Genomic DNA, 24,814 nt, shown 5'->3' on the forward strand with positions numbered 1-24,814 from the left:
GCGGCCGGCACTACCGCAGTGATCAGCGCGGTTCGGCAGCGACCAGCTCAGCGAGCTGCACGGCATTCAACGCCGCGCCCTTGCGCACGTTGTCCGACACGATCCACAGGTTCAGGCCGCGCGGGTGCGACAGGTCCTCGCGGATGCGGCCGACGTACACCGCGTCGGTGCCCGAGGCATGGGTAACCGGGGTCGGGTAGCCGCCGGCTTCGTGGCGGTCCACCACTTCCACGCCCGGCGACTGCTCCAGCAGCGCGCGCGCTTCGGCCACGGTGACCTTGTCGCGGGTCTCGATCGCCACCGACTCGGAGTGGCCGTAGAACACCGGCACGCGCACCGCGGTCGGGTTCACCAGGATGCTGTCGTCGCCGAGGATCTTGCGGGTCTCCCAGATCAGCTTCATCTCTTCCTTGGTGAAACCGTTGTCCTGGAAGTCATCGATGTGCGGGATCAGGTTGAAGGCGATCTGCACCGGGAAGCGCTGCGGATCGATCTCCTGGAAGCTGAGCAGCTGGCCGGTCTGCTTGCCCAGTTCCTCGGTTGCCGAACGGCCGCCGCCAGACACCGACTGGTAGGTGGAGACATTGATGCGCTCGATGCCGTACTTGCGGTGCAGCGGCGCCAGTGCCACCAGCATCTGCATGGTCGAGCAGTTCGGGTTGGCGATGATGCCGCGCGGACGGTTGGCGACCTGCTCCGGGTTGACCTCGGACACCACCAGCGGCACGTCATCGTCGTAACGGAAGGCCGAGGAGTTGTCGATCACCACAGCGCCCGCTGCTGCGAACTTCGGCGCGTATTCCTTGGACACGCTGCCGCCGGCCGAGAACAGGGCGATCTCGACGCCGCTCGGGTCAAAGGTAGCCAGGTCCTGGACCTTGACCTTCTGGCCGTTGAACTCGATCTCGCCGCCGGCCGAACGCTCGGAAGCGAGAACGCTCAGGGTACCGACCGGGAAATCACGCTCGGCCAGTATCGACAACATGGTCTCGCCGACCGCACCGGTGGCACCGACGACGGCGACGTGGAAACTGCGCTGTGCATTGCTCATGGGGGGAAACTCTCACGAAAACGGGGATGGGGAAGAAACACGCACGACAGCTGGGTTCGGGGAACCTCCTCAGGCGGGACGCGCGGAGGTTCCCTATCGTTTCCCGGTTTTTTTGCCCAGGGTCACGCGCGCGGCCATCGCCGCGTCAGCGTTGATCGCGCTCGGCATGCGCGACGGGCCGCCATCCAGGCCGAGCCCGGCAACCAGATTATCCACAGCCAGCTGTACCATCGCCGTGCGCGTGGCCAGCGAGGCGCTGCCGATATGCGGGGTCAGCACCACGTTGCGCAGCGCCAGCAGTTCCGGGCGCACCGTCGGTTCGCCCTCGTAGACATCCAGGCCAGCCGCCGCGAGGCGACCGTTGGCCAGCGCGTCGGCCAGCGCCCGTTCGTCGACGATGCCGCCGCGGGCGATGTTCACCAGGGTGGCCGAGGGCTTCATCTTCGCCAGCGCCGCCGCATCGATGATGTGATGCGAGGCCTGCGTGTAGGGCAGCACCGTGACCAGATGGTCGGACTGCGCCAGCAGTGTGTCCAGGTCCACGTAGGTCGCGCCGAGCGCCGCCTCGGTATCGGCCGGCAACCGCGAACGGTTGTGGTACACCACCTTCATGCCGAACCCGTGTGCACCGCGGCGGGCGATGCCCTGGCCGATGCGACCCATGCCGAGGATGCCCAGCGTGCTGCCATGGACATCCGCGCCCAGCATGGTCTGGAACGACCACTGCTGCCACTGGCCTTCGCGCAGCCAGCGCTCGGACTCGGTGATCCGGCGTGCAGTGGCCATCAGCAACGCGAAGCCGAGATCGGCGGTGGTCTCGGTGAGGACGTCCGGGGTGTTGCTGGCGAGGATGCCGGCCGCAGTGAGCGCGTCGACATCCAGGTTGTTGTAGCCGACGCCGACATTGGCAATCACCTGCAACTGCGCGGCGTCGGCCACCTGGGCCGCACTGATGCGCTCATTGAGCGTGATGATCGCGCCGTCGGCGCTGGCCAGCTGTTCGGCGATCTGCGCGGGCGTCCAGGCGGTGACGGTGTCGGTGCTGCGCAGCTGCACGCGATCGCGCAAGGGCGCGATGGCCGCGTCGATCAGCGGCTGGCTCACCCACACCGTCGGCCGCGTGTCAGCCATCGATCTGCCCGGGAATGCGCGGCGTGATCGTGCCGACATCGCCACACTGCGCGCGGTGGCGCAGCGCTTGGTCCATCAGCACCATCGCCATCATCGCCTCGGCGATGGGGGTGGCGCGGATGCCGACGCAGGGGTCGTGACGGCCGATGGTGACCACTTCCACCACATTGCCATCGGTATCCAGCGACGGGCCCGGCAGGCGCAGGCTGGAGGTCGGCTTCAGGGCAATCGACGCAACTACCGGCTGGCCGGTGGAGATGCCACCGAGGATGCCGCCGGCATGGTTGCTGGCGAACCCCTGCGGCGTCAGCAGGTCACGGTGCTCGGTGCCCTTCTGCGCGGCACTGGCAAAACCATCGCCGATCTCCACGCCCTTGACCGCGTTGATGCTCATCAGCGCGGCGGCCAGGTCGCCATCGAGTTTGCCGTAGATGGGTTCACCCCAGCCCGGCGGCACGTTGTCGGCCACCACGTCCACGCGCGCACCGACCGAATCACCGGACTTGCGCAGCGCATCCATGTACGCCTCCAGTTGCGGCACCTGCTCGGCGTGCGGCCAGAAGAACGGGTTGTCTTCCACCGCCGACCAGTCGAAACCGGCCGGACGGATCTCGCCCAGCTGCGACAGGTAGCCACGCACGGTCACCCCGAAGCGCTCGGCCAGCCACTTCTTGGCGACCACACCGGCAGCCACGCGCATAGTCGTTTCGCGCGCAGAGGAACGGCCACCACCGCGCGGATCGCGGATACCGTACTTGTGCCAGTAGCTGTAGTCGGCATGGCCCGGACGGAACTGCTGGCCGATGTTGGCGTAATCCTTGCTGCGCTGGTCGGTGTTGCGGATCAGCAGCGCGATCGGCGTGCCGGTGGTCAGGCCCTGGTATACACCCGACAGGATTTCGACTTCATCGGCCTCGCGGCGTGCCGAGGTATGGCGGCTCTTGCCAGTGGCGCGGCGCTGCAGGTCGTGGGCGAATTCGGCCGCATCCAGCGCCAGCCCCGGCGGACAGCCATCGATCACGCAGCCGATGGCCGGCCCGTGCGATTCGCCGAACGTGGTGACGGTGAACAGCTTGCCGAACGAATTGGAGCTCACGGGCGCTGCGCCGCCAGTTCGGTGATGCGGGCGCTGTGGGCGATCAGTTCACGGCATTCGACCGCGAAGATGCCCATCTGGCCGACCTTGAACTCGATCCAGGCGAAGTCGACTTCCGGCAGCAGCTTGATCAGGTGCTGCTCGGATTCGCCCACTTCGCAGATCAGCAGGCCCTCTTCGCTCAGGTGCAGCGGGGCGTCGCGCAGGATCTTCAACACCAGGTCCAAGCCGTCGTCGCCGGCACGCAGGCCCATTTCCGGCTCGTAGGAGTATTCCTGCGGCAGGGCATCGGTCTCGTCGTTGGTGACGTACGGCGGGTTGGTGACGATCAGGTCGTAGTGACGGCCGGTCAGGCCGTTGAACAGGTCCGACTTGAGCAGGGTGACGTTGTGCGCCTGCAGGCGTTCCTTATTCTCTTCAGCCAACGACAGCGCGTCATCGCTCAGGTCGACGCCGTCCACTTCCCAGTTCGGGTAGTAGTGGCCCATGGCGATGGCAATGCAACCCGAACCTGTGCACAGGTCCAGGGCACGGCTGACATCGCGGCCGGCCAGCCACGGCTCGAAGCCGCATTCGATCAGTTCGGCGATCGGCGATCGCGGCACCAGGGCGCGCTTGTCGCTCTTGAAACTCAGACCGGCAAACCAGGCCTCGCCGGTCAGGTAGGCCGCCGGGATTCGTTCGTCGATGCGGCGCTGGAACAGTTCCAGCACGCGCAGTTTCTCGGCCTGCAGCAGGCGCGCCTGGCCGTACGCCGGGCCGAGGTCGTGCGGCAGGTGCAGGCTGTGCAGCACGAGCTGGGTGGCCTCGTCCAACGCATTGTCGTAGCTGTGACCGAAGGTCAGCCCGGCTTCGTTGAAACGGCTGGTGCCGTAGCGGATCAGATCGATGATCGTGTGGAGTTCGGCGGCCGTTTCAGCGGTCATGGCGGTACTGCGGGCAAAGTGGCCCCCGATTATAGGGGCTGGCGCCCGTGGCGGCATCCGTTGCGGCAGAAACGATCGGGCCGCAGCCGGTATGATGGAGCCCACTTCGCGCGGGGGCTCCCATGTTCAATCGCAACGCCGGCATCATCCTGCTGATCGCCCTGGCGGCGGGCCTGGGCCTGCTGGCCGCCCAGCAGGTGTTTGCGCCGAAGCCGCCGGCCAATGCCCCGGCCACCGAAGCGATCACGCTGTACCCGCAGCCGCGCGAACTGCCCGACTTCAACCTGGCCCAGTCCGACGGCACCCGCCTGATCCCTGGCGAACTGAAGGGCCACTGGACCTTGGTGTTCCTGGGCTTCACCTTCTGCCCCGACGTCTGCCCGACCACCTTGGCCGAGCTGGCCGGCGCGCAGAACCAGTGGGAAGCGCTGCCTGACACGCTGCGCCCGCGCGTGCTGTTCATCTCGGTCGACCCGGACCGGGACAGCGCGACCCGCCTGGGCGAGTACGTGCACGGCTTCCACAAGGACACCCTGGCCGCCACCGCCGACATTCCTTCGCTGGAGCGCTTCGCCACCTCGCTGGGCTTCGTGTTCCAGAAGGTGCCGGGCAAGCACTTCGACGAAAACCCCGAGGATTACACCGTCGAGCATTCGGCCAGCCTGGCCGTGCTCGACCCGCAGGGCCGCCTTGCCGGCCTTGTGCGCCCCCCGTTCAACGCGCCGGCCATTGCCCGCGACCTGCAGAAGCTGACCGAGAAAACCGCCCCATGAGCCTCACCACCGCCCTGACGTATGCCCTGCCCCACCGCCTGCTGTCCTCGATGGCGCGTTCGCTGGCGTACTCGGACGATCCGCGCGTGTCGCGCTGGCTGATCGACACGGTCACCCGCAAGTTCAACGTCAACCTGGACGAAGCGGCCAACCCGGACCCGCGCAGCTATGCCACCTTCAACCAGTTCTTCACCCGTGCGCTGAAGCCGGGCGCGCGCGTGGCCGATGCCGATCCGCGCAGCCTGGTGATGCCGGCCGACGGCCGCATCAGCCAACTGGGGAAGATCGAGGCCGGCCGCATCTTCCAGGCCAAGGGCCAGTCGTTCACCGCCGCCGAGCTGCTGGGCAGCGACGAGGACGCCAAACCGTACAACGAGGGCCTGTACGCCACCGTGTACCTGTCACCGCGCGATTACCACCGCGTGCACATGCCGTGGACCGGCACCCTGCGCGAGACCGTGCACGTGCCGGGCCGCCTGTTCAGCGTCGGTCCGGCCGCGGTGAACAGGGTACCGCGCCTGTTCGCGCGCAATGAGCGCCTGGTCTGCCACTTCGACACCAGCTTCGGCCCGATGGTCAGTGTTATGGTCGGTGCACTACTGGTGTCCGGCGTGGAAACCGTGTGGAGCGGCGAGGAGATCCCGGCCTACGGTGACCGCATCACCCGCAAGGATTACCGCGGCCAGGGCATCAAGCTGGAGCGTTTCGCCGAGATGGCGCGCTTCAACTACGGCTCCACCGTGATCGTGCTGCTGCCGCCGGGCGTGGCGGACTTCGCCCCGCAGCTGGGCGCCGAAAGCCCGGTGCAGCTGGGCCAGGCGCTGGCGAAGTTGCGCTGAAAAAAGGGGACGGAAGGGATTAAGTCGTTTGTGCCACAAGCGACTTAATCCCTTCCGTCCCCTTTTTCCACGCCATGCGTGGAGGGATTCAACGGAATGCCGGCCAGCGGCCGGCACTACCGGTATGCGCGCTACTGCAGGGCCGGGGCCGGGCCGACGTCCATGCCGTCGTAGTCTTCCACGCCCTTCTCCGCGGCCAGCGCCGCGAACTCCTGGTTGCGACGGTCCAGCGATGCTTCGTCGTGGATCTCCACCCGCTCCACGTGCAGAACGTGGAAGGGAGCGTCACCCTCTTCCGGCTCCTGCTCGAACAGTTCAACGAAGCTGTAACCCTGCGCCTGCAGGTGCTCGGCCAATGCCTGCAACGGTTCGGCAGTGGAGTGCACGAAGAAGTACCCCCACAGCAACGGGCCTGTGATGTCCCAGTCGGTGTTTTCGCGGAGGTTGGCGAACAGGTTGCGGGTGTCTTCGAGGTCCATGCGGATTCCAGGGGTCGGGGGGATTACTTGTCGCAGCCCTGCAGCTTCAGCGTCTGGCCGTGGCGCAGGCTGTAGGCCGGGGCTTTCAGGCCGTTGGCGCGGGCCAGGGTCGGCACGTCGCACTGGAATTTCGCCGCGATGGCGCCCAGGGTCTCGCCTTTGCCTACCTTGTGGCTGCGGACTGGCTTCGGCCGCGCCGCCGGGCGCGACATGGCCACCGGAGCGACCGGCGTGGTTGGCACGCTGGTGGACGCGGCCGCATCGGCCACCGGCACCACGCCGCCCACGGCGACACTGCCGGTGTAGCTGGCGGCCGTCGGGCGGACGATGGCAGCATTCAGATCGGCCGTGATCAGGGTGCGCGCCAGGTCTGCACGCGGGCCACTGACGCAGTTGCGCTGGTACAGGCCGGCGATGCGGGTGGTCGCGTTGATCAGCGTACCGGCCGGAATCCAGCCATCGGCTTCATAACGCGGATTGAGGTTGCGCAGCACGCGCATGTAGCCATCGCGGGTGCCGTGGCTGCCCAGGCAGATGGTCAGTTCATAGATGGTGGTGGACTTGGCCAGGCGCAACGTGGCCGGCTGCGCGCTGATCTTCGGGAACTCCACGCCGTACTGCTGCGGGTGCAGGAAGATCCACGCAGCGGCGATCACCATCGGCACATAGTCCTTGGTCTCGCCCGGGAACTGGTTGTAGACGCTGTCGGTCCAGAAGCTCTGTCCGCCACTCTGCTTGAACACGCGCGCGGCACGGCCTTCGCCGCCGTTGTAGGCAGCCACCGACATTTCCACGTTGTTGTTCAGCTCGCGCAGGCGCTCGTTGAGATAGCTGGCACTGGCCTCGGCGGCGCTGCGCGCGTCAAAGCGTGTATCGAAGCCGGTACCGTCCGGACCCAGGCCGAAGCGGCGGCCGGTGGCCGGCATGAACTGCATCAAGCCCGCCGCACCGGCGCGCGAGGAGGCATGGACACGGCCGTTGGACTCCTTGGCCATGATGCCGAACAGCAGCGCCTCGGGCAGGCCACGCTTCTCCCACTCCGGCCACATCACCGCGCGCAGGTTCTGGTAGTTTTCGTAGCTGGTCAGCAGCGCCGGGCGCATGTCGGTCAGCCAGCGACGGATACCCGCCTGCACGGCCGGGTTGTAATCGACCATGGTGTCGAAGGCGTGCCGCTTGTCGTTGAGCAGCGCGGCGGCGCGGGCGGCCTCGGGCACGTCAGCAGTGAGCGGACCGATATGGTCGGGGTCGGCCTCCAGGCGGTCACCGCTCACGTCGGTTACCTCGTCGCTGCCCGCCGCGTCGGCGTCGTGCTTGAGCAGGCGCTTGTAGCTGGCCAGCAGGGTGCCCATCTGGCAGCCCTTCTGTTTCACGCAGTCGTTGAGGACGTCTTCCATGTCCTCCAGCGCGGCATCGGCCTCGTTGCTGCCCTTCGGGTCGGAATTGGCGACCAGCAGCAGGGCGTCGCTGTAGCGCTTCTCGGCGGCGGTCATGCGCTGCTGCAGCGCATCCACCTTCACCTTGTCCCGGGCCGAAACCCGCTGCGCATGGGCGTCGGGCGCCAGGGAAACCAGGCCGGCCAGGGCCAGCAGCGGCCAACCACGGGAAATCAGGACAGGAACGGGCATTGATGGCACTGTGTGCGAAACAGGCAGGCAGAGTAGCGGCGCCGCCAAGGTCCGGGCAAGCCGACCTTCGGCCCGTCACCGCCGGCGGTTAACATTGGGCTATTCACCACAAGGGCTGGACCATGGATCCGATTCTGCTCGGCAAAGGCATTACCGACGATATCGCCGTCACCCTGCTGCCGAAACTCGGCAACCGCCACGGCCTGGTGGCCGGCGCCACCGGTACCGGCAAGACGGTGACCCTGATGACCCTGGCCGAGGGCTTCTCGCGGCTGGGCGTACCGGTGTTCCTGGCCGATGTGAAGGGCGATGTGTCCGGCCTCGCCGTGCCCGGCACCGGCACCGAGAACCTGCTCCAGCGCGCCGCCGAGATCGGCGTGGCGGACTATGCGCCGGCCGGGAGCCCGACCATTTTCTGGGACCTGTACGGCAAGCTCGGCCATCCGGTGCGCACCACGGTCAGCGAGATGGGCCCGACCCTGCTGTCGCGCATCCTCGAATTGAACGACACCCAGGCCGGCGTGCTCGACATCGTATTCAAGCTGGCCGATGACCGTGGCCTGCTGCTGCTGGACATGGACGACCTGCGCGCACTACTCGGCCTGGTCGCCGATGAACGCAAGGACATCTCCACCGAATACGGACTGGTCAGTGCGCAGTCGATCGCCGCGATCCAGCGTTCAGTGCTGCGCCTGGCTCAGGACGGTGGCGAGAATTTCTTCGGCGAACCGGCGCTTGAGCTGGCCGACATCATGCGCGTCAATCACGACGGCCGCGGCATGATAGGCATCCTCGCCGCCGACCAGCTGGTGCTCAAGCCCAAGCTCTATTCCACCTTCCTGCTGTGGCTGCTGTCGGAACTGTTCGAGCAGCTGCCGGAAGTGGGCGACCTGGAGAAGCCGAAGCTGGTCTTCATCTTCGACGAAGCGCACCTGCTGTTCGACGACGCGCCCGCGTCGCTGGTGCAGCGCATCGAGCAGGTGGTGCGTCTGATCCGCTCCAAGGGCGTGGGCGTGTACTTCTGCTCGCAGTTCCCTGATGACGTGCCGGGCAACATCCTCGGCCAGCTGGGCAACCGCGTGCAGCACGCGCTGCGTGCCTTCACCCCGCGCGACCAGAAGGCGGTGAAGACCGCCGCCGAGACCTTCGTGCCGAACCCGAAGCTGGACGTGGCCAAGGTGCTGAGCCAGCTCGGCACCGGCGAGGCGCTGGTGTCCACGCTGCAGGACAAGGGCGTGCCGATGCCGGTGCAGCAGACGATGATCGCGCCGCCGCGCTGCCGGATGGGACCGATCACCGAGACCGAGCGTGCCCAGGTGCGTGCCGGCAGCCCGGTCGGCAGCCGCTACGACACCGCGATCAACCGCGAATCGGCGGCAGAACTGCTGGCCCAGCGTGCGCAGAAGGCGGTCGAGAAAGCCGAAAGCCCTGCCGCGCGCAGCCGCGAGCAGGACGACGCGCAGGAAGGCGGATTCGGCCAGTCCATCAAGGATGCGATTTTCGGCACCAAGCGCCGTCAAGGCATGATTGAAACCATGGCCAAGCAGACCACGCGCACGGTCGGTACCAAGCTGGGCAACCAGATCGTGCGCGGCATTCTGGGTGGCATTTTCGGCGGCAAGCGCTGAGTTGCGCCCGTTGGGGTCGGATCCCWTTMCGTGGGAAAGGGATMCGACCCCACCCCATTCCTAGATCCCCTCGAAAAGAAGCTGTATTGCATGTCCCGCTGGCGTCCCCCCGCAGAGAAAAGCACCGCCCTGATCACCGCCTCCGGCCACGCCCGGCTGAAGGCCGAACTGGATGACCTGTGGCGTGTCCGGCGCCCTGAAGTGGTGAAGGCACTGGCCGCCGCCGCCGCTGAAGGTGACCGCTCAGAGAACGCCGAGTACACCTATCGCAAGAAGCAGCTGGGCGAGATCGACCGTCGCGTGCGCTACCTGACCAAGCGGCTGGAATCGCTGCGCGTGGTCGACACCACCCCGACCGATCCGCAGGCGGTGTTCTTCGGTGCGTGGGTGGAGCTGGAAAACGTGGACAGCGGTGATACCAGCCGCTACCGCATCGTCGGCCCGGATGAGACGGATGCGGGACTTGGCTGGATCAGCATCGATTCACCGCTGGCACGGGCGCTGCTGAAGAAGCGGCTGGATGACGAATTCTCGGTGGAGCTGCCCGGCGGGCAATTCACCTTCGCGGTGATCAGCGTGGAATACGAGCGGATGTAGAGTCGACTGTCAGTCGACTACCGCGCGAAGCGCGGGATTTTCGCGGCGCCGCAGGAAAAGCAGTCGACTAACAGTCGACTCTACCGCCGGGCAGGGGCGGCGGATACTGGCGCCCGGCACGCAATGGTCGGAAGTAATCGGTGTTGGCGTAGAAGGTGGCATCCTGCCCTTCATGCCAGCCGGGAATACCCGCCACGGGCAGCGGTCGCAGCTGCAACGGATCGGTCAGCACCCTGCCCCCACCGATGGCCGCAGTGACCTCGGCAATGCAGGCATTGTCATCCCTGCCTTGTACCACCACGCATTTGCCTACCAGCAGACGCCCCGGCAGCAGCGCCTGTTCCATCAGCGCGTGACCGAACACCGCGGCGATGGCGATGTCTCCGTTCTGCCAGCCCGCCGGCTCGAACACTGCAGGCCAGTCATGCGCGTCCCATGCGGCCAGCAGGATGCCCTCGCGTACACGCACGATCACCCCACTCTCGTCGAACTGGGTCAGTGCCGCCTGCGCACGGTTGCGCTGACCTGCTGGCATGGCGTCGATATGCAGGCACTGCTGCACGTTGAGCGCATGCTTGAGCTGCGGATGGCGTGCCCACACCAGCGCATTGAACAGGTCATGCCAATTGTCGGCGCGGGTGGCGATATGACCCTGCGCGATGCGCGCTTCGTAGTGCAGGCCGTCGGCCAGCAGCGCGGCGTCCTGTTCCACCAGGCGCTTGCCGGGCAGCGCGAGCCGCGCATCAAGTGCAGCGATGGACGGCCGTGCCGCATCGTCCAGCAGATCACGGAAGTCCTGCAAGCCGGTGAACACCGGGTGTTCAAACACCTGCAGGTCGACCGCCGCACGCGGCGGCGGCACGAAGCGGCGGACACCGCTGCCGTCACCGGCGGCGGTCGTCGCTGCAGTCACAGCATCTTGAGATCGAATGCCGGGCGGGTAGCAGCCGCCAACGCGTCACCGTACAGGTCGTGCTCGTCGCTCTCGGTGATCTCCACATCGACGAATTCACCCACGCGCAACGGCACCTGGTCGGCGTTCTGGATATGCACCAGGCCGTCGATCTCCGGCGCATCGGCCTTGGAGCGGGCCACGGCGATGTCACCTTCGATCGCATCGACCAGGCACTGCTGCACGGTACCGATCTTGGCTTCCAGGCGTGCGGCGGAAATCTGCGCCTGCTTCTCCATGAAGCGAGCCAGGCGTTCCTGCTTCACTTCCTCCGGCACCGCATCGGGCAGATCGTTGGCGGTGGCACCCTCAACCGGCGAATACGCAAACGCGCCCACGCGGTCCAGCTGCGCTTCGTCGAGGAACGACAGCAGCTCTTCGAACTCGGCTTCGGTCTCGCCCGGGAAGCCGACGATGAAGGTCGAACGCACGGTGATGTCCGGCGCAATGCGGCGCCAGTTCTGCACGCGCTCCAGGGTCTTCTCGACCGCGCCGGGGCGCTTCATCAAACGCAGGATGCGCGGGCTGGCATGCTGGAACGGAATGTCCAGATACGGCAGGATCCGGTTCTCGGCCATCAGCGGCACCACTTCGTCCACGTGCGGGTACGGGTAGACGTAATGCATGCGCACCCACGCATCGAGTTCGGACAGGCCTTCGCACAGCGCCTTCAAACGCGTCTGGTAGGCCTTGTTGCGCCACATCTTATCGGCGTACTTCACGTCCACGCCGTATGCCGAGGTGTCCTGCGACACCACCAGCAGTTCACGCACGCCGCCACGCACCAGGCGCTCGGCTTCGCGCAGCACCTCATCCACCGGGCGCGAGACCAGCTTGCCGCGCATCGACGGGATGATGCAGAAGCTGCACTTGTGGTTGCAGCCCTCGGAAATCTTCAGGTAGGCATAGTGGCGCGGGGTCAGCTTGATGCCGTAGTCGGGCACCAGGTCCACGAAGGGATCGTGCCTGGGCGGCAGCGCTTCGTGCACCGCCTCCATCACGCTCTGGTAGTCCTGCGGGCCGGACACCGCCAGCACGTTCGGGTACGCCTCGCGGATCTGTTCCGGGCGCTTGCCCAGGCAGCCGGTGACGATGACCTTGCCGTTCTGGTTCATCGCCTCGCCGATCGCGTCCAGCGACTCGGTCACCGCCGAATCGATGAAGCCGCAGGTGTTGACCACCACCACGTCGGCCGAATCGTAGGACGGGACGATGTCGTAGCCTTCCGAACGCAGCTGGGTGAGGATGCGCTCGGAATCGACAAGGGCCTTCGGGCAGCCAAGGCTGACGAAGCCGACTTTGGGGTTCAGCTGGGACATGGAAATCGCGGGACTCTGGGGGCCTGGGCCCCTGCCGGCATGGCAGGGGTTCCTGGGGGCCGGGGCCTGAAAGGGCGCCAGTATACCGGGGTTCGGGCCAGGGCCCTGAATCGCCGCTCCCGCCTGCGGCCCCTGGACCGTGAAGGGTCAGTACCCGGCCATATCCAGCACCACCGCAACCGCCCGGTCTCAACCAGCGGCTGCCTCGATGGGCAGCGCTTCTTCCACCGCGATCGCCTCGAACCGGTACAGCGCGCCAAACTTCAAGGCGTATGCATCCAGCGGCGATACCGGGATCACCATCTGCGGAAGAAGGTCGTCGCCCTCCGGGCGGAAATGCAGATTGACCACTCCGGACTGCTCGACCGCGCGGGTCAGCAGGACAAGCCGTGCATTGAACTTCATGTTGGATCTCCAAAAGAAAAGGGCCGCATTCACCGGCGGCCCGAACGGGTTTCATGCATAGCGCTCACCGCGGCGGGCGAGCACGCCGGTCACCACACCCCCATGCGCACGCGCAGGCGCCCAGCTTCGTCATAGACACGCCAGTTGCCGTCGCTGTACTCGGTACGACGCCCGCCACCGGGCGCACTGACACTGAACGCGTCGGCAACCACATCGAAACGCGAGACCTGTCCGCTGGAGGCCAGCTGCACCCCCCCTACCCGGCCATCGGCGCGAACGTTGACCGACCATTGCGCAGAAGACTCGGTGCCTCCCGCCGACCAGGTGGGCGGTTCGGTGGCCGCCGCGTCCACCTGGCTGAGCATCGGGCGGAACATCCAGAAGTAAGGCGTGGTTCCACCGGTTCCGGTCACGATGACGCGGAAGTATGCGAAGGCGGCGTTTGCCGGCGCCCGGGTGATCAGGAACGTCCGCGACAAGCGGTCGAGCGTGATTGGCGTTCCTGTATCGCTCCTCACGCCTGGGCTGTGCACCAGCCCAAGGTGGTTGCCGGCCGTATCGAAGAACGTCATCTCCAGCTTGGCCTCCACGCGATGGGTGTTGATCCAGGCGGATGCGCAGTAGGTCTTGCCACCCTCGATGGCGATGTCGTACTCGGTGCCCCACCACGCCATTTCGCCTGCTGCCACGACGCCAGGTGTCACTGCACCCAGCCCGAAGATGCCTTTCGGATGCCAACTGTCATCGCCGGTGGGATTGCCCAGCTCGGACCAGCGGCCGTTCGGATTGCTTCCCCACCCCCACCCCGAGCGCTGCCAGAAGGGGAACGTGGTGTTCATCAGCAGGTTGCCACCGGCGCCGAGGTTCTTGACCTGCGCCTGCATGCTGGTCACCACGGCAGCGTCCGCCTTGCCCCCCAGTGAAGCCTGCACGCCGTCGACCCGCCCGGACAGTGCGGTCAGCTGCGTGCCCTGCTGGCTGACCTGGCTCTTCAGCTGCGAGAAGCCGCTGGCGGAGACGTCGCCCACCTGGGTCTTGAGCTGGGTCAGGTCACGCGCGGCGGTGTCCAGCTTGCTGCCCTGCTGGCTTACCGAGGTGCTCAGTCCAGTGATGGCCGAGGCATTGGCATCGTTGGCCACCTGGTCGGTGATGTCATAGACCTGGACGCTGTCCACCCGCACCTGGCCGTTGTCGGGGTGAGCATAGATGTTCAATCGCCAGGCATCGATGCCGCTGTTGAAGGCATCGAAGTCGAACGATCGGGTCTCGAACGCCGCTACTGCGAACACGGCACGCAGATCCTGGTAGGACTGCTGGCCGGCCGCATTCTTGCGATACATCCGCACCAGCAGGTTGTTCGCACCGCCAGCACCGCAGGCGCGGACGATCACCCGCAGGCGGCGCGCGCCGTTGATCGGCACCCATTTGCCACCGTTGGCCTGCAGGGTCGGATTCACGTTCGTGTAGCGGTTGAGCAGCACACCCGGGCGTCCATCACCGTTGACCGTGCTCCAAACTGCGCCATTGGCCGCCGCCGATGCCGTCCAGCCACCCAGCCCTTCAGCGAAGTCGGGATTGGGCAGCAGGCCGCTGCCGGTGTTGAGCATGCCCTTCAGGCCGCTGGACAGATCGGTGATCTGTTGTGCCTGCGCATCGACCTTCGTCCCCTGCTGCTCCACCTTCGTGGTCAAAGCGGTCACCGCGGTTGCCGTGGCAGCAGCACTCTGCTGTGCGGCGTAGGCATCGGTGACATCGATCATGCGGATGTCATCCACCTGCACGCGCACGCCCACTTCGCGCGCACCGCTTCCTCCCGGGATGCTGACCAGCATCCGCCACTTCGCCGCAGACGCGGCGGTCGTCATGTAGCCGCTGACCTTGGTCCAGCCATCCTTGCGCAGAGAGGCCAGTGCGTACGCCTGCAAGGGCCACGAATTTTCCGCGTTGGCTTCGTTCGTGGTCTGCCAGCCCACCCGGATGGAGCCACCGGTCGGCTGGATGCTGTCCGGATGCAGGCGGGCGTAGTACTCCACATAGATGCGGCGATTGCCGGTGATGGGGGCCCACTGCCCGAGGTACAGGTCCGCATTGGTGTTCGGGCTGGTATTGGCCGCCACATTCACATCCAGACCACGCTCACCGGTCCGGCGGGCGTCGGCGCGGGCGGTGTAGATCGTGCCCGCCGCGCTGCCCAGCAACTGGCCGTCCTGGAACGTTTCGAACGCGCCCAGCGGGAACAGGCTGTCGCTGCCATTGAGCACCGACTGCACGTCCGACTGCAGCTTGACCACACTGGACGCACTACTGGTGACACGATCGCCAAGCTGCACCACGTCGCTGCGCAGGTTGGCGATGGCCGTCGCGTTGCCTGCAATGTCCTGCGCATCGGTGATGTCGTAGAGCTCGACCCGGTCGAACAGCACCTTGCCGCCGGCGTTGGTCAGATGCACCTGCGGCATGATCTCGTTGCGATCCTGCGCGGCAGACCATTCAGCCGTGTAGGTTTTCCAGGCCGCATCGGACAGGATCAGCGTTACGTCCGCATGGCTCTCGCCCCCCCCGGTGGTACGCACCCGCAGCCGGCAGACCAGGGTCGCCGTCGCATTGTCGAAGGCGCGGGCGACCATCACCAGGCGGTAGCGCCGAGACCTGCCGGCCACCACCGGCAACCACCGCGCATCATTGGCCGTGATGAAGGGGTTCTGCCCAGCCTGGGGGCCATGCGTCATCAGCAGTGCATCACCGCTCTGGCCCGATGCCTTCACCCACTCCACGGTGTTGGCCGACACGGTGCGGGTCAACATCCACCAGGCGGCACTGCCAGCGAAGGAGCTGTTGCGCAGCACGTTGTCGCTGCTGGTCACCGCGGTCTCCACCCGTGCGGCCAGGCTGGTCAGGCTGTCGGCGGCGGACACCAGGTCGGTACCGAGCTTGCTGACGTCGGTGCGCAGCCCGGTCAATGCTTCCGCATTGCTGCGTGTCGCACGATCGAGCATCGACGAATCCTGCGATCCGGTCGGCACGCCATTGAGCACGGTGACGGTCATTTCCACCCACATGCCGATACGTCCGGTCTCCGGCAAGGGCGACAGGATCTGCCTGCCACCGCCGGCACCGCTCCTGCGCCGCCCGATCATCACCAGCATCCGCGACCCCGACAGGGCCGCCAGGTTCTCCTGTGACAGGCCTGCATCCAGCAGTCGGGTGCGCAGGCCGCTGGTGTCGGTGTTGCTGGCACTGCTGATCATCCCCACCGCGTCGGACGTATAGGCAATGAAGTACTGGTTGTCCTTCAGTGTCTGGTCGTACCAGGTGTTGAATCGGGCCGACTCGCTCTGCAGATTGCCATGGGTATCGAACACCGCCGTATCGGTGATGCTGTTGTCCGCATTGATGATGCCGACCCGCAGCCCCCGATTGGCGCCCATGCCCGGCACGATGCTGCCGTTGGCGCGATACACGCCCGATGCACGGGGGGCCCCCGTGGGTGAGGAAGCGATATGCGCGTTGGCGACGATGTTGTAGCCCACCATGTTGCCGATGCCCGAAGCCAACCGCGTGACGTCCTCGGCAGCACTGCTCAGCTTGCCATCGATCTGTTCCACCCTGGTCGACAGACCGGTGACAGCCGCAGCATTCGCGTCGACATCGGTAACGTCCTCCACCCACAGATCATCCAGCCACAACGTACCGGCCGTGCCGTTGCGATTGATCGTGACCTTGATGCCCTGCACGGTACCCGTGGGCGACAGCGACACGAAGGTCTCGGTCTTGATCCAGTCAGCCGATTTCGGGAACGACTGCGTGGCACCGCCCATCAGGTTGCCGTTGTGGTCGGCGACGCGCAGCTTGGTGTTGTCGGCAGTGCCGTCGAAGTCCTCGCTGGTCCGCGTCCAGCACGACACCCGATAGCGACGGCCGGCGGTCAGGGGGATGACACGCCCTTCATTTACCGCGGCGCTGACCACCGTATTGCTTCCCCCCGCGTAGGGCTCCGCCTTCCAGCACAGGCTGTTGCCGCGTCCCTCGCGCACCACCGATGCTGCGGTGGTGTTGAAGAACGTCCAGCCGGTGCCGGCACCCAGATTGAAGTCGCCATTGAGCGCGAGGTTGCTGCCCGCCCCAATCACCGCTTCCATGCGGCTCTTCAGTTGCACCAGGTCCTGGCTGCTGCTGGCAACCCTGCCATCGAGCTGCCCGACTTCGGTCTTCAACGCATTGAAGGCGCTGGACCCGACCTTGTCCCCCATCGTGGCGTCGAGGCTGTCCACGCGCCGCCCCAGCGCAGTGTCAGCGGTCACCATCGCCTGCTGCAGGCTGCTGACACTGGCACTGGTGGCCAACGCACCGGTGCCCCCCGGCATGCGTGCCTGCAGCGCCTGGATCGACTGCGCATTGACCTGGTCACCGTTCAGCCGCGCAGTCTTCTCGGCCGCGATCAGACCCTGACTGACCCCCGCCAGGTCAGCGCCCTCGTAGCTGCCGCGCAACTGCACGGCCAGCGACTCGCGCCGGCCCGCTTCGCTGCTGTCTGCTGCAACGCGTGCAGTGGCCTCGTCCTGCAGCATGGCCACCGACGCACCCGGCGTTGGACGACCGATCGCCACCCAGTCCAGCAGGAAGTAGTGGGCATCGGTCTGCGCCTTGGACAGATCCAGGCGGATCTGGTCGACGACGGTACCTGTCCATGGAATGTTGTCCACATCCAGCGTCGCGAAGCCGTTGCTGTCGTAGCCCGGCTCCGCGAACTGCACCATGCGTGCGTTGTCCCACGACTGGCCGGGACCGTTCCACAACAGGCGCCCGTCCCAGGCGGGACTGCCTACCTTGCGGATGCGCAGCTTGACGAAGCGGTGCGCCGCGCCTTGGACATCTTGGCCGCGGGGGCTGGTCACGAACGCATCGCTGGCATGGTTGGCCGGGCGCAGCCAGCCATCCACCAGTGTTGGACTGCCGCCGTTTGCCCCCCACCCTTCCACGCTGCTGTCGAAATACCAGATGCGCTTGCTGTCAAACTGCACGCCACTGCCTGCCGACAGCTGGCTCACCATGCGGGTGAGGTTCTCCACATCCGACCGGCGTTCGCTGGTTTCGCGGGTCACCGCCGTGGTCAGCTCGGTGCGGGTATTCAGATCACCGGCGGCGCGGTCCAGCACTTCGCGTGCCAGGCCATCGGTATTGGCCTTGAGCGCCTGCGCCTGCTGGTCCAGCCGTTCGGCCTGGCCGGCAAGCCGTTGGGCGCTGGCGGTGATCTGATCCTGCAGGCGCAGCGATTCGCTACGCAGCGCCTCGGCGGCACGGGTGGCGGCGGCCAGGTCGCTGTCGATGCGGGCGTTGATTTCCTTGCCCAGATCCTGCTTGACCGATTCGACCACGCCGCCGATTCCCTCCAGCGTCTGCCCGGTGTTGCGCCCCAGCGCGCGCCGCAGGTAGCGGGCACCGACAGACAGCACGCCGGCGGTGTTGCGACTGCGGCAGGCAAACGTCCAGCTGCCCGCCTCTGGCAGTACGGCTTCGATTGCGGAGGTGAAGAAGCCACCGGCATCACCCAGCGGGGTCATGTGTTCCCACAGCGGATTGTCGATGCTGCCGGCGGTATAGCGGATCTCCACGCCGGCAAAATCAGCCGACTGCACGGTGTCGCTGGAGAAGCCCCACACATAGCGACGCACGCCACCGCTGAGCTCTTCGATGTCGAACAGATCGACCAGGACCGGCGGCGCATCCGCACCCAGCGTGGTGTACTGGGTCGACACGGCAACGCCGGCACGGCCATCGGGGCTGTACGGACGAACGACAACCGGATAGGTGCCCGCTCCGGGAATCGCCCAGCTCGCTGATCGCGTAGTTGTGCGTGCCACTTCCTCCAGCGCAGCATTGCCGTCTGGATCGGACAGGACCCGCGTTTCGCAGGCGGGCCCACTGATATCGAAGCTGGCCTGCAGTTCGGTGTGCACGCTGCCACCCCGGCTGACCTGGCGCTCGACCACCTTCAGATTGCTGGCCACCGGCCGGGTCTGCAGCGAGGATTCGTTCGACGGCGGCAGATACTGGCCGGTCCGCACGTAGTGCCAGAACTCGGGCCCCTCCTGCACCACCTCCACCGCGGCGCCCTTCAGGTCACCTTCCGGGCGGATGCCGGTCACGCGCACGCGGGTACCCGGTGTCTGCTTGAAGTCGTAGATCCAGATCGTGTCGTGTGCAGGATTGCCGTCGTTGTGGCCCGGCAGCGGTGCATCCGCCGGCCACGGATCGGCCAGCACCAGCCTGTCACTCGGCTCCGCGCCCGGAACCACGCGCAGTACGCGGTAGACACGCTCGCCTGGAATTCGCAGGCCGATGAACGCACTGCCCAGCGAAGGTGCCGGAACCGTCTCGTCCAGTTGCAGCGTGGCAATGCCTGCAGCGTCGACGGCAGCACCGATCAGGCGGCCACCGAAGCCCCACTGGGTCAGGTCGTGCTGCAACGCCAGCACCGACAACCGCGAGTAGGCCAGGTGCTCGATGTCGGTGCTGTAGCTGATCGACTTGTACTGATAGACGCTCTGGGCCAGATGCCAACGCGCCAGCATCGCGGCATGGGCTTCGGAGCTGACGCCCTCACCGGTGATCTTGGCCGGATTGAGCATCACCTCCACGCCCGGCGCCGGCACGCGCAGCGTCGCCGCCTTCCAGGTTCGGCGGTCCAGGTAGCTGTACTCGATGCCGTCGGCAGCATTGGCCAGGGTGTAGTCCACCTGGAACTGGCCCTTCTTGATCGTGGCCATGTTGACCACGCCGGAAAGGGGCTGCTCGTCGGCCGCCCAGGCCACGCCCAGCCGGCCCTTGGCCCAGGTCACCTGGCCAAAGCCGGCCAGCGCGATGGCGTCGAGCACGGCCTGGTGGCTGCGCACCTCGGTCAGCCAGTAGTCGTAGCCCAGCGCGTTGTCCGCGCAATGCAGCATGAAGGCTTTCAGGCTTTCAATGTCGATGCGCCGGTCGGCCATGCCCAGGCCGGCGATGCGCTTGCCGTTCTCATCATGGATGCCTCGCGCGTAGGCCAGGATCTGCGCGCCCGGGTTGCTGGTTTCCTCGGTCACCCAGCCGGCCGCTTCGCCCTTCCACACCGGAATCGGTCGCGCATGAGCCACACAACGGATCTCATCCGGGGTGCCGTTGAGCTGACCGGACGCCTTCATCTGCAGGCCGATGGCAGGAATGCCGGCATGGCTGGCGTCGTCGCGCTGCACGCTGACCAGCGTGGTCCAGGTGAAATTCGCCTGCGCGCCACTGCCATCAGTGTTCTGCCCGGCCACGCGTACGCGCACGTCGTACTGGCCCAGCTCCACGTCGCGGCCGTAGCTGACGCGACGCGCCTTCTGCGTGCGTCCCACGACGCTGTAATTCCCGAACGACTGCCAGGCGTCGGAGCCGACCGGCCGGTACTGGATCTGGATCTGCTCGCGGTTGTCCTTGTCCTTGCCCTTGGACGTGGTATCCCACAGCCGGAACTCGATGTTCACCTGCAGGCGCAGAGATTCAGCGGAGCTGGTGCGTTCCACCCACGGGCTGGCCACGTGCTTGGCATCGCTACCGGTATCGAGCAGCTGCGCACCTTCAATCACATCGGCGTTGCTGTACAGTGGAATCGCTTCGTCGGGCATCTGCGCGAAGCCGCGGAACCAGGTGCGCACGCCCTCGTAGCTGGACAGCGCCGAATCACCGTTCTGCAGGGCCTCTACCCGGCCAACGTTGATGCCCGGGCTGAGGGTCAGGCCGACGTACTGCTCATCGCCCTCGAACCAGGTATAGGGGCGGCTGATCAGGTCCGGCGCGAGGCGAGTGGAACCGAACAGCAGGCCCAGCGGTTCATAGGCGCGCACACGGTTGCGCGGCGCTGCCAGCGAATACGCAGTATCGGCGACACCGCCACCACCACCTGCACGGGGAGGCTTCGGGCCCAGCACCTTGTTGATCAGCACGCTGCCGGCCACATAGACCGCTGACGCCAGCGCGGTACCGTAGGTGGCGCTGAGCCCCGCCACGGCGCCTGCGCCCCAGGCAGAACCGGCCACCAGTGTGCCGATGCCGAAGGTGAAATAGGTCAGCGCGATCATCGCCACCAGCGGAATCACGGCCTTGCCCACCACGCTGCGCACTTCGATCAGCTGGCCATGGCGCGGTCGCACGTGCATCCACTGCTCGCGCGGCACCTCCAGCCCGTCCACGCAGACCTGCCATGCCCGACCATCGAGCCCGTCTACATGGCGCATGAGGAACGCGTACAGGCTTTCACCCGGGCGCAGGTCGACCGGCACGTTGCGCTGGCCATCCAGCAGCACCGGGTGCGGGGTGATGATGAGGCGGCCGTCGACCGCCGGTTGTGGTGTCAGTTCCATGCGTAGTATCCCTCGATCCTCAGCCCAAATCCGGGCAGGTCACGAACGCGGTGCAGCACGCTGCAGCCGTTCGTTTCGTTGCTGTGCAGGACCCAGCCCTCATGGGCCAGGAAAAAGAAAACCCCGGCGTGGCCGGGGTTGTGTTGTCCACGTTCGATCATCAGTACCAGGTCGCCGTCCTGTGGCGGACCCTCGCGAGGTACCGCCTGCGCGCGCGACAATGCGCCCAGCTCGGCCGAGCCGCGCCGCCCGCGCGGCCGGCGTCCGGGCAGTGCCACTTCACGGGCGAACAGCGCTCGCTGCACCTGCATCACCAGGTCGGCGCAGTCGTACGCCGCTTCGTCATAGGGGATGCCCACCCATCGCTCGACGTCGACCAGGCGCATCAGAAGATTCCCGGCAACGTGAACGGATTGGCATGCAGCAGCACGGCCTGCTGGCGCATCAGGAAATCGACACCACACTGGGCACTGACCGTGCGCGTGTTGACCGATACCTGGGTCATCGGCAGGTCGTACTCGGCCTCGATGGCACCAGGATCAGCGCGATCGGTCAGCATCAACCGTGCGGTCACCATCTCTCCGGGGGCCAGCCCCTCCAGGTCCTCGGTGAGTGCGCGACCGATGTTGTCGATCACCAGCTGCGCGCGCGGTGCCTGACCACTGACGTCGTCGGGAAGCTGGAAGCCGAACGGCGCGGCAATGAACTCCCTGCCGTTGCTGGTCCAGTTGACGTTGTCGTTGACGATCCGCAGCACCTCCGGCATCGACGGTGCCGACACCTCCAGCAGCATCAGCGGCCCCTCGGTGTCGGCCAGGCGCTGGCGGCGCTCATGGAACGAACTCATCGCATGTACTCCAGTACGAGATCGCGCTTGGAGAAACGGAACCGGGTGTTCAGTGGCACCAGGCGGCCGATGCCCTGCGGGAAGCGGGCGCTGATCGGCTGCCCGGTCCGCGGATGCTCCATCGTGAACCAGCCGACGCGACCGACATCGTGCAGGTACCACTCTTCGAATGCCTCGGCATCAGCCGCGGTGCGGAACTGCACCGAGGCGTACACGTTCTTCATCACCCGGCTGTTGAGCGCGCGCATCTTGCTGGGGCCGCGCTCCATCTCGGTCCGCTCTTCCGAGGCGACGATCTCCTCGCCGTAGTCCGCAAAGCGGATTTCTGCATACTCTGGCCAACTGCTCATCCCACTGCCTCCGTCCATCCGTATCGGGCCCGTCCAATGGCGCCCAGCTCACCACCGTTGAGACTGTCGCCCACGATGTCGATCACCAGTCGCCGCACTTCGCTGCCATCGGGCATGCGCTGCCGCTCTTCCCGGGTGTTGACCCGGCTTTCGCCGTAGTTGTTGATTTCCACATTCATCCCGCCGTCGCCAGCAGGGGCGATCGGTACCTGCACATAGCCACCGCTGTCACCACCGGACAGGCCATTGCCGCTTCGCAGCGACGCGCGCAGGGCAAAGAATGCCGATGGGCCGCCGAGCGCCGCCATGTCTTCCTGGCTGAGCACGCCCTCGCCCTTGTGGACGATGCCGGCGGGCTCGTACTTGCCCCCCGGGCCGGTGTATCCGCCGGCGGAATACACTATGTCGATGGCCTCTCTCTTCACCGGGCCAATCTGCTGGTTGAAGAACGTGTTGAAGATGCCCACGATCGCCTGCTTGGCAGCAATTCTCGCCAGATCAGCGATGATTGAATTGGCCATTGCCGAGAACGACAGCTTTCCGGTCTGGGCAAATCTCACCAGACTCTCCTCCATGCCCGAGAACATGTTGGTGAACAACCCACCACTGGCCGCGGCCAGATTGGCCGCACCGGCCGCATAGTCCTCGAATGCCTGGGTCGCGCCGGCACTCCAATCCGATTCAAGTGTCTGCTTTGCCTGCTGGAACTCGGCCTCGCGCTGCAACGACTCCGCATGGAATGCATCGAGCTTGGCCAGCTGGGCTCTGTAGCGCTCCGACTCGATGACCTTGCCGTCTTCCCCCCGGAACTCGTCGTCCAGCGCACGCTTTCGATTGTCCCGGTCCTCATCCAGTGCGGAACGGCGTTGCATGCGATCCACGCTCGCCGCGCCATGGCCGATGCCGAACAGTGCCTGGTCGTTGCCGCGCTGCTGTGCATTCGCTGCCTGCTGGAGCTCCCGCTGCAGCTTCAGCAGATCCTGCTGCGCCTTCTTCGAGGCTTCAGCGGCCGCCGCCTCCTTGGCCAGGGCCACCGCAGCGTCCAGCGATGCCTTCACCCGCAGTTGCTTCTGCTCGCTGAGCTTCTTCTCGGCATGCTCCATCTCGTCAAGGAGCGTGACCTGCAGCCTTTCCGCCTCTGTCATCCCCTCCTTCAGCTTCTGGCGCACCCGGTCCTGGGCGATCTGCTTCTCGATGCGATCCATCAGTCCGGCGTACGCATCAGTCTGCTCGTGCACGCCCCTGACCGACTGCTGGGCGGCCTGCTGCTGTTCGCGGAACTGGGCCTTGCGTTCGATGTCGGCCTTCTTGCGCGCGGCATCCCTGTTGAACTCGGCGCGCTGGGCCGGGTCCATCTTGTCCGGCCCACCCCTGGCGTTGATCTCCGCGCCGCGTTCAGCCATCCAGGCCGCATACTCGCCACGGGTCAGCCGGATCCACTCGACCTCGTCCCGCCATGCCTCTCCGCGCATGGCGCCCAGCATGCCGTTGAAGGCATCGGTTGCCTTCAATGCGTTCCATTGCGTCGCGCCCAGAGACGCGATGAGCTGGTCAAGCGTCTGGTTGTCCACGTTCTGGATGGCCGCGGCAATCGCATTGAACAGCTTCTCGTCGAGGGTGCCCCTGATCGTTTCTTTCAGGCCCCGGAACTTCTCCTGGACCGGCGCGACTTCTGCCTGGAACGCTTCCAGGTTCGCCCTGGCCTTCTCCAGCTCCGCGTAGTCCGAGGCCGCACTCAGGCCCGCACCTTCCCGCCCCGATCGCTGGCCATAACTCACTCGACCTTCCCAATGGACGACCGAGCCCTGCAACGCCTTCTCGCGTGCCTCGAGCTCGCGCAGCGCCTTGGCCTGTTCATGCAACGTGGCGACCGCCTCCTCCAGGGGCAGCGTGCCCGCTCCCATGCCCAGGCCGGCCTGGTCCATCGAGAACGACATCTGCTGCAGCGACTGCATCTGCTCCTTGTACTCGCTGCGCGCACGTTCGGACGCCTTGACCATGTCCAGGTACGCTTCGCCCAGCTTCTGCACCGACGCGATGGCGATGCCCCAAGGGCCACCGGCAGCCGTCAGCAGGCCGCCGCCAAGCTCCTTCAAACCGCTGCCGAGCACATCGCCGCCGACGTTGGCCTTTGCCTTTGTCCCGGCCTTGCCCGTTGCGCCTTCCGGTACGGCATGCACGCGCGCCAGGGCCGCTGCCGTCCGCTCGGCCTCCGCGCGCAGTGTCTTGAGATTCTGCGTCGCCAGGCGACTGGCCTCCGCCATTGCGGTACGGAAGCCCGTCGTATTGACCCGCAGTACTACGTCTAGATTCTGGTTAGTGGACGCCATGCGCGTTCCTCCAAGAATGATGAGGGGCCCCGCAGGGCCCCAGGTTCGATTGCATGCCAGACATCGGAGAAGCAATGCCCTGCCC

The 24,814-nt window shown here is 66.2% G+C and carries 18 protein-coding genes; 4 read left to right on the forward strand and 14 right to left on the reverse strand.

Annotated features, from left to right (window positions below; genetic code table 11):
- Positions 1-22: 22 nt before the first annotated feature.
- From D7Y61_RS06940 to prmB, 4 genes are all read right to left on the reverse strand, one after another.
- Entirely contained in the window at positions 23-1,051 is a 1,029-nt protein-coding gene (locus tag D7Y61_RS06940) for an aspartate-semialdehyde dehydrogenase (RefSeq protein WP_180865662.1), read from the reverse strand.
- Positions 1,052-1,144: 93 nt separating this feature from the next.
- Entirely contained in the window at positions 1,145-2,182 is a 1,038-nt protein-coding gene (locus tag D7Y61_RS06945) for a 2-hydroxyacid dehydrogenase (protein ID WP_180865663.1), read from the reverse strand.
- A complete protein-coding gene (gene aroC, locus D7Y61_RS06950) occupies positions 2,175-3,278 on the reverse strand; it encodes a chorismate synthase (protein ID WP_180865664.1) in 1,104 nt (367 codons plus the stop codon). Before aroC ends, D7Y61_RS06945 begins: the two co-directional genes overlap by 8 nt.
- A complete protein-coding gene (gene prmB / locus D7Y61_RS06955) occupies positions 3,275-4,204 on the reverse strand; it encodes a 50S ribosomal protein L3 N(5)-glutamine methyltransferase (protein ID WP_180865665.1) in 930 nt (309 codons plus the stop codon). The genes aroC and prmB overlap by 4 nt, the downstream gene beginning before the upstream one ends.
- 122 nt (positions 4,205-4,326) lie before the next feature.
- Here prmB and D7Y61_RS06960 point away from each other — a divergent pair, with 122 nt between their 5' ends.
- Positions 4,327-4,977 (forward strand): SCO family protein, encoded by a 651-nt coding sequence (locus tag D7Y61_RS06960; RefSeq protein WP_180865666.1) that lies wholly within the window; start codon positions 4,327-4,329, stop codon positions 4,975-4,977.
- Positions 4,974-5,816, forward strand: a complete 843-nt coding sequence (gene asd, locus D7Y61_RS06965; protein ID WP_180865667.1) for an archaetidylserine decarboxylase — start codon at positions 4,974-4,976, stop codon at positions 5,814-5,816. Before D7Y61_RS06960 ends, asd begins: the two co-directional genes overlap by 4 nt.
- Before the next feature lie 131 nt (positions 5,817-5,947).
- On the opposite strand, the gene D7Y61_RS06970 is transcribed toward asd, so the two are convergent.
- Positions 5,948-6,295 carry a ribonuclease E inhibitor RraB gene (locus D7Y61_RS06970; protein WP_180865668.1) on the reverse strand — a complete coding sequence of 116 codons (348 nt, stop codon included), beginning with the start codon at positions 6,293-6,295 and terminating at the stop codon, positions 5,948-5,950.
- A 23-nt stretch (positions 6,296-6,318) separates the two neighbouring features.
- Entirely contained in the window at positions 6,319-7,923 is a 1,605-nt protein-coding gene (locus D7Y61_RS06975; RefSeq protein WP_180865669.1) for a transglycosylase SLT domain-containing protein, read from the reverse strand.
- Positions 7,924-8,045: 122 nt separating this feature from the next.
- Here D7Y61_RS06975 and D7Y61_RS06980 point away from each other — a divergent pair, with 122 nt between their 5' ends.
- Both D7Y61_RS06980 and greB read left to right on the forward strand, forming a co-directional pair.
- Entirely contained in the window at positions 8,046-9,551 is a 1,506-nt protein-coding gene (locus D7Y61_RS06980; protein ID WP_180865670.1) for a helicase HerA-like domain-containing protein, read from the forward strand.
- Positions 9,552-9,641: 90 nt separating this feature from the next.
- Positions 9,642-10,148 carry a transcription elongation factor GreB gene (gene greB / locus D7Y61_RS06985; RefSeq protein WP_111204153.1) on the forward strand — a complete coding sequence of 169 codons (507 nt, stop codon included), beginning with the start codon at positions 9,642-9,644 and terminating at the stop codon, positions 10,146-10,148.
- Positions 10,149-10,215: 67 nt separating this feature from the next.
- Here greB and D7Y61_RS06990 read toward each other — a convergent pair whose 3' ends face one another.
- The 8 genes from D7Y61_RS06990 to D7Y61_RS07025 all read right to left on the reverse strand — a co-directional run bounded on the left by D7Y61_RS06990 (position 10,216) and on the right by D7Y61_RS07025 (position 24,804).
- The gene (locus D7Y61_RS06990; protein WP_180865671.1) at positions 10,216-11,061 is read right to left on the reverse strand and encodes a DUF3025 domain-containing protein; all 846 of its coding nucleotides are present in this window, start codon (positions 11,059-11,061) and stop codon (positions 10,216-10,218) included.
- Positions 11,058-12,419 carry a 30S ribosomal protein S12 methylthiotransferase RimO gene (gene rimO / locus D7Y61_RS06995; protein WP_180865672.1) on the reverse strand — a complete coding sequence of 454 codons (1,362 nt, stop codon included), beginning with the start codon at positions 12,417-12,419 and terminating at the stop codon, positions 11,058-11,060. The genes D7Y61_RS06990 and rimO overlap by 4 nt, the downstream gene beginning before the upstream one ends.
- Positions 12,420-12,608: 189 nt before the next feature.
- Positions 12,609-12,824, reverse strand: coding sequence for a hypothetical protein (locus tag D7Y61_RS07000; RefSeq protein ID WP_180865673.1), 216 nt, complete (start codon positions 12,822-12,824; stop codon positions 12,609-12,611).
- 89 nt (positions 12,825-12,913) lie between these two features.
- On the reverse strand, positions 12,914-21,202 hold the full coding sequence (locus D7Y61_RS07005) for a host specificity factor TipJ family phage tail protein (protein ID WP_180865674.1): 8,289 nt from the start codon (positions 21,200-21,202) through the stop codon (positions 12,914-12,916).
- Positions 21,193-21,588 (reverse strand): hypothetical protein, encoded by a 396-nt coding sequence (locus D7Y61_RS07010; RefSeq protein ID WP_049445594.1) that lies wholly within the window; start codon positions 21,586-21,588, stop codon positions 21,193-21,195. Before D7Y61_RS07010 ends, D7Y61_RS07005 begins: the two co-directional genes overlap by 10 nt.
- Positions 21,588-22,049 (reverse strand): DUF1833 family protein, encoded by a 462-nt coding sequence (locus tag D7Y61_RS07015; RefSeq protein WP_180865675.1) that lies wholly within the window; start codon positions 22,047-22,049, stop codon positions 21,588-21,590. The genes D7Y61_RS07010 and D7Y61_RS07015 overlap by 1 nt, the downstream gene beginning before the upstream one ends.
- Positions 22,046-22,399 carry a hypothetical protein gene (locus D7Y61_RS07020; RefSeq protein ID WP_014037988.1) on the reverse strand — a complete coding sequence of 118 codons (354 nt, stop codon included), beginning with the start codon at positions 22,397-22,399 and terminating at the stop codon, positions 22,046-22,048. The genes D7Y61_RS07015 and D7Y61_RS07020 overlap by 4 nt, the downstream gene beginning before the upstream one ends.
- On the reverse strand, positions 22,396-24,804 hold the full coding sequence (locus D7Y61_RS07025) for a phage tail tape measure C-terminal domain-containing protein (RefSeq protein ID WP_258010276.1): 2,409 nt from the start codon (positions 24,802-24,804) through the stop codon (positions 22,396-22,398). Before D7Y61_RS07025 ends, D7Y61_RS07020 begins: the two co-directional genes overlap by 4 nt.
- Positions 24,805-24,814: the final 10 nt, after the last annotated feature.

Origin of the sequence: Stenotrophomonas maltophilia (assembly GCF_013464485.1) — a bacterium.
GTDB classification, from domain to species: Bacteria; Pseudomonadota; Gammaproteobacteria; order Xanthomonadales; family Xanthomonadaceae; genus Stenotrophomonas; species Stenotrophomonas maltophilia_AW.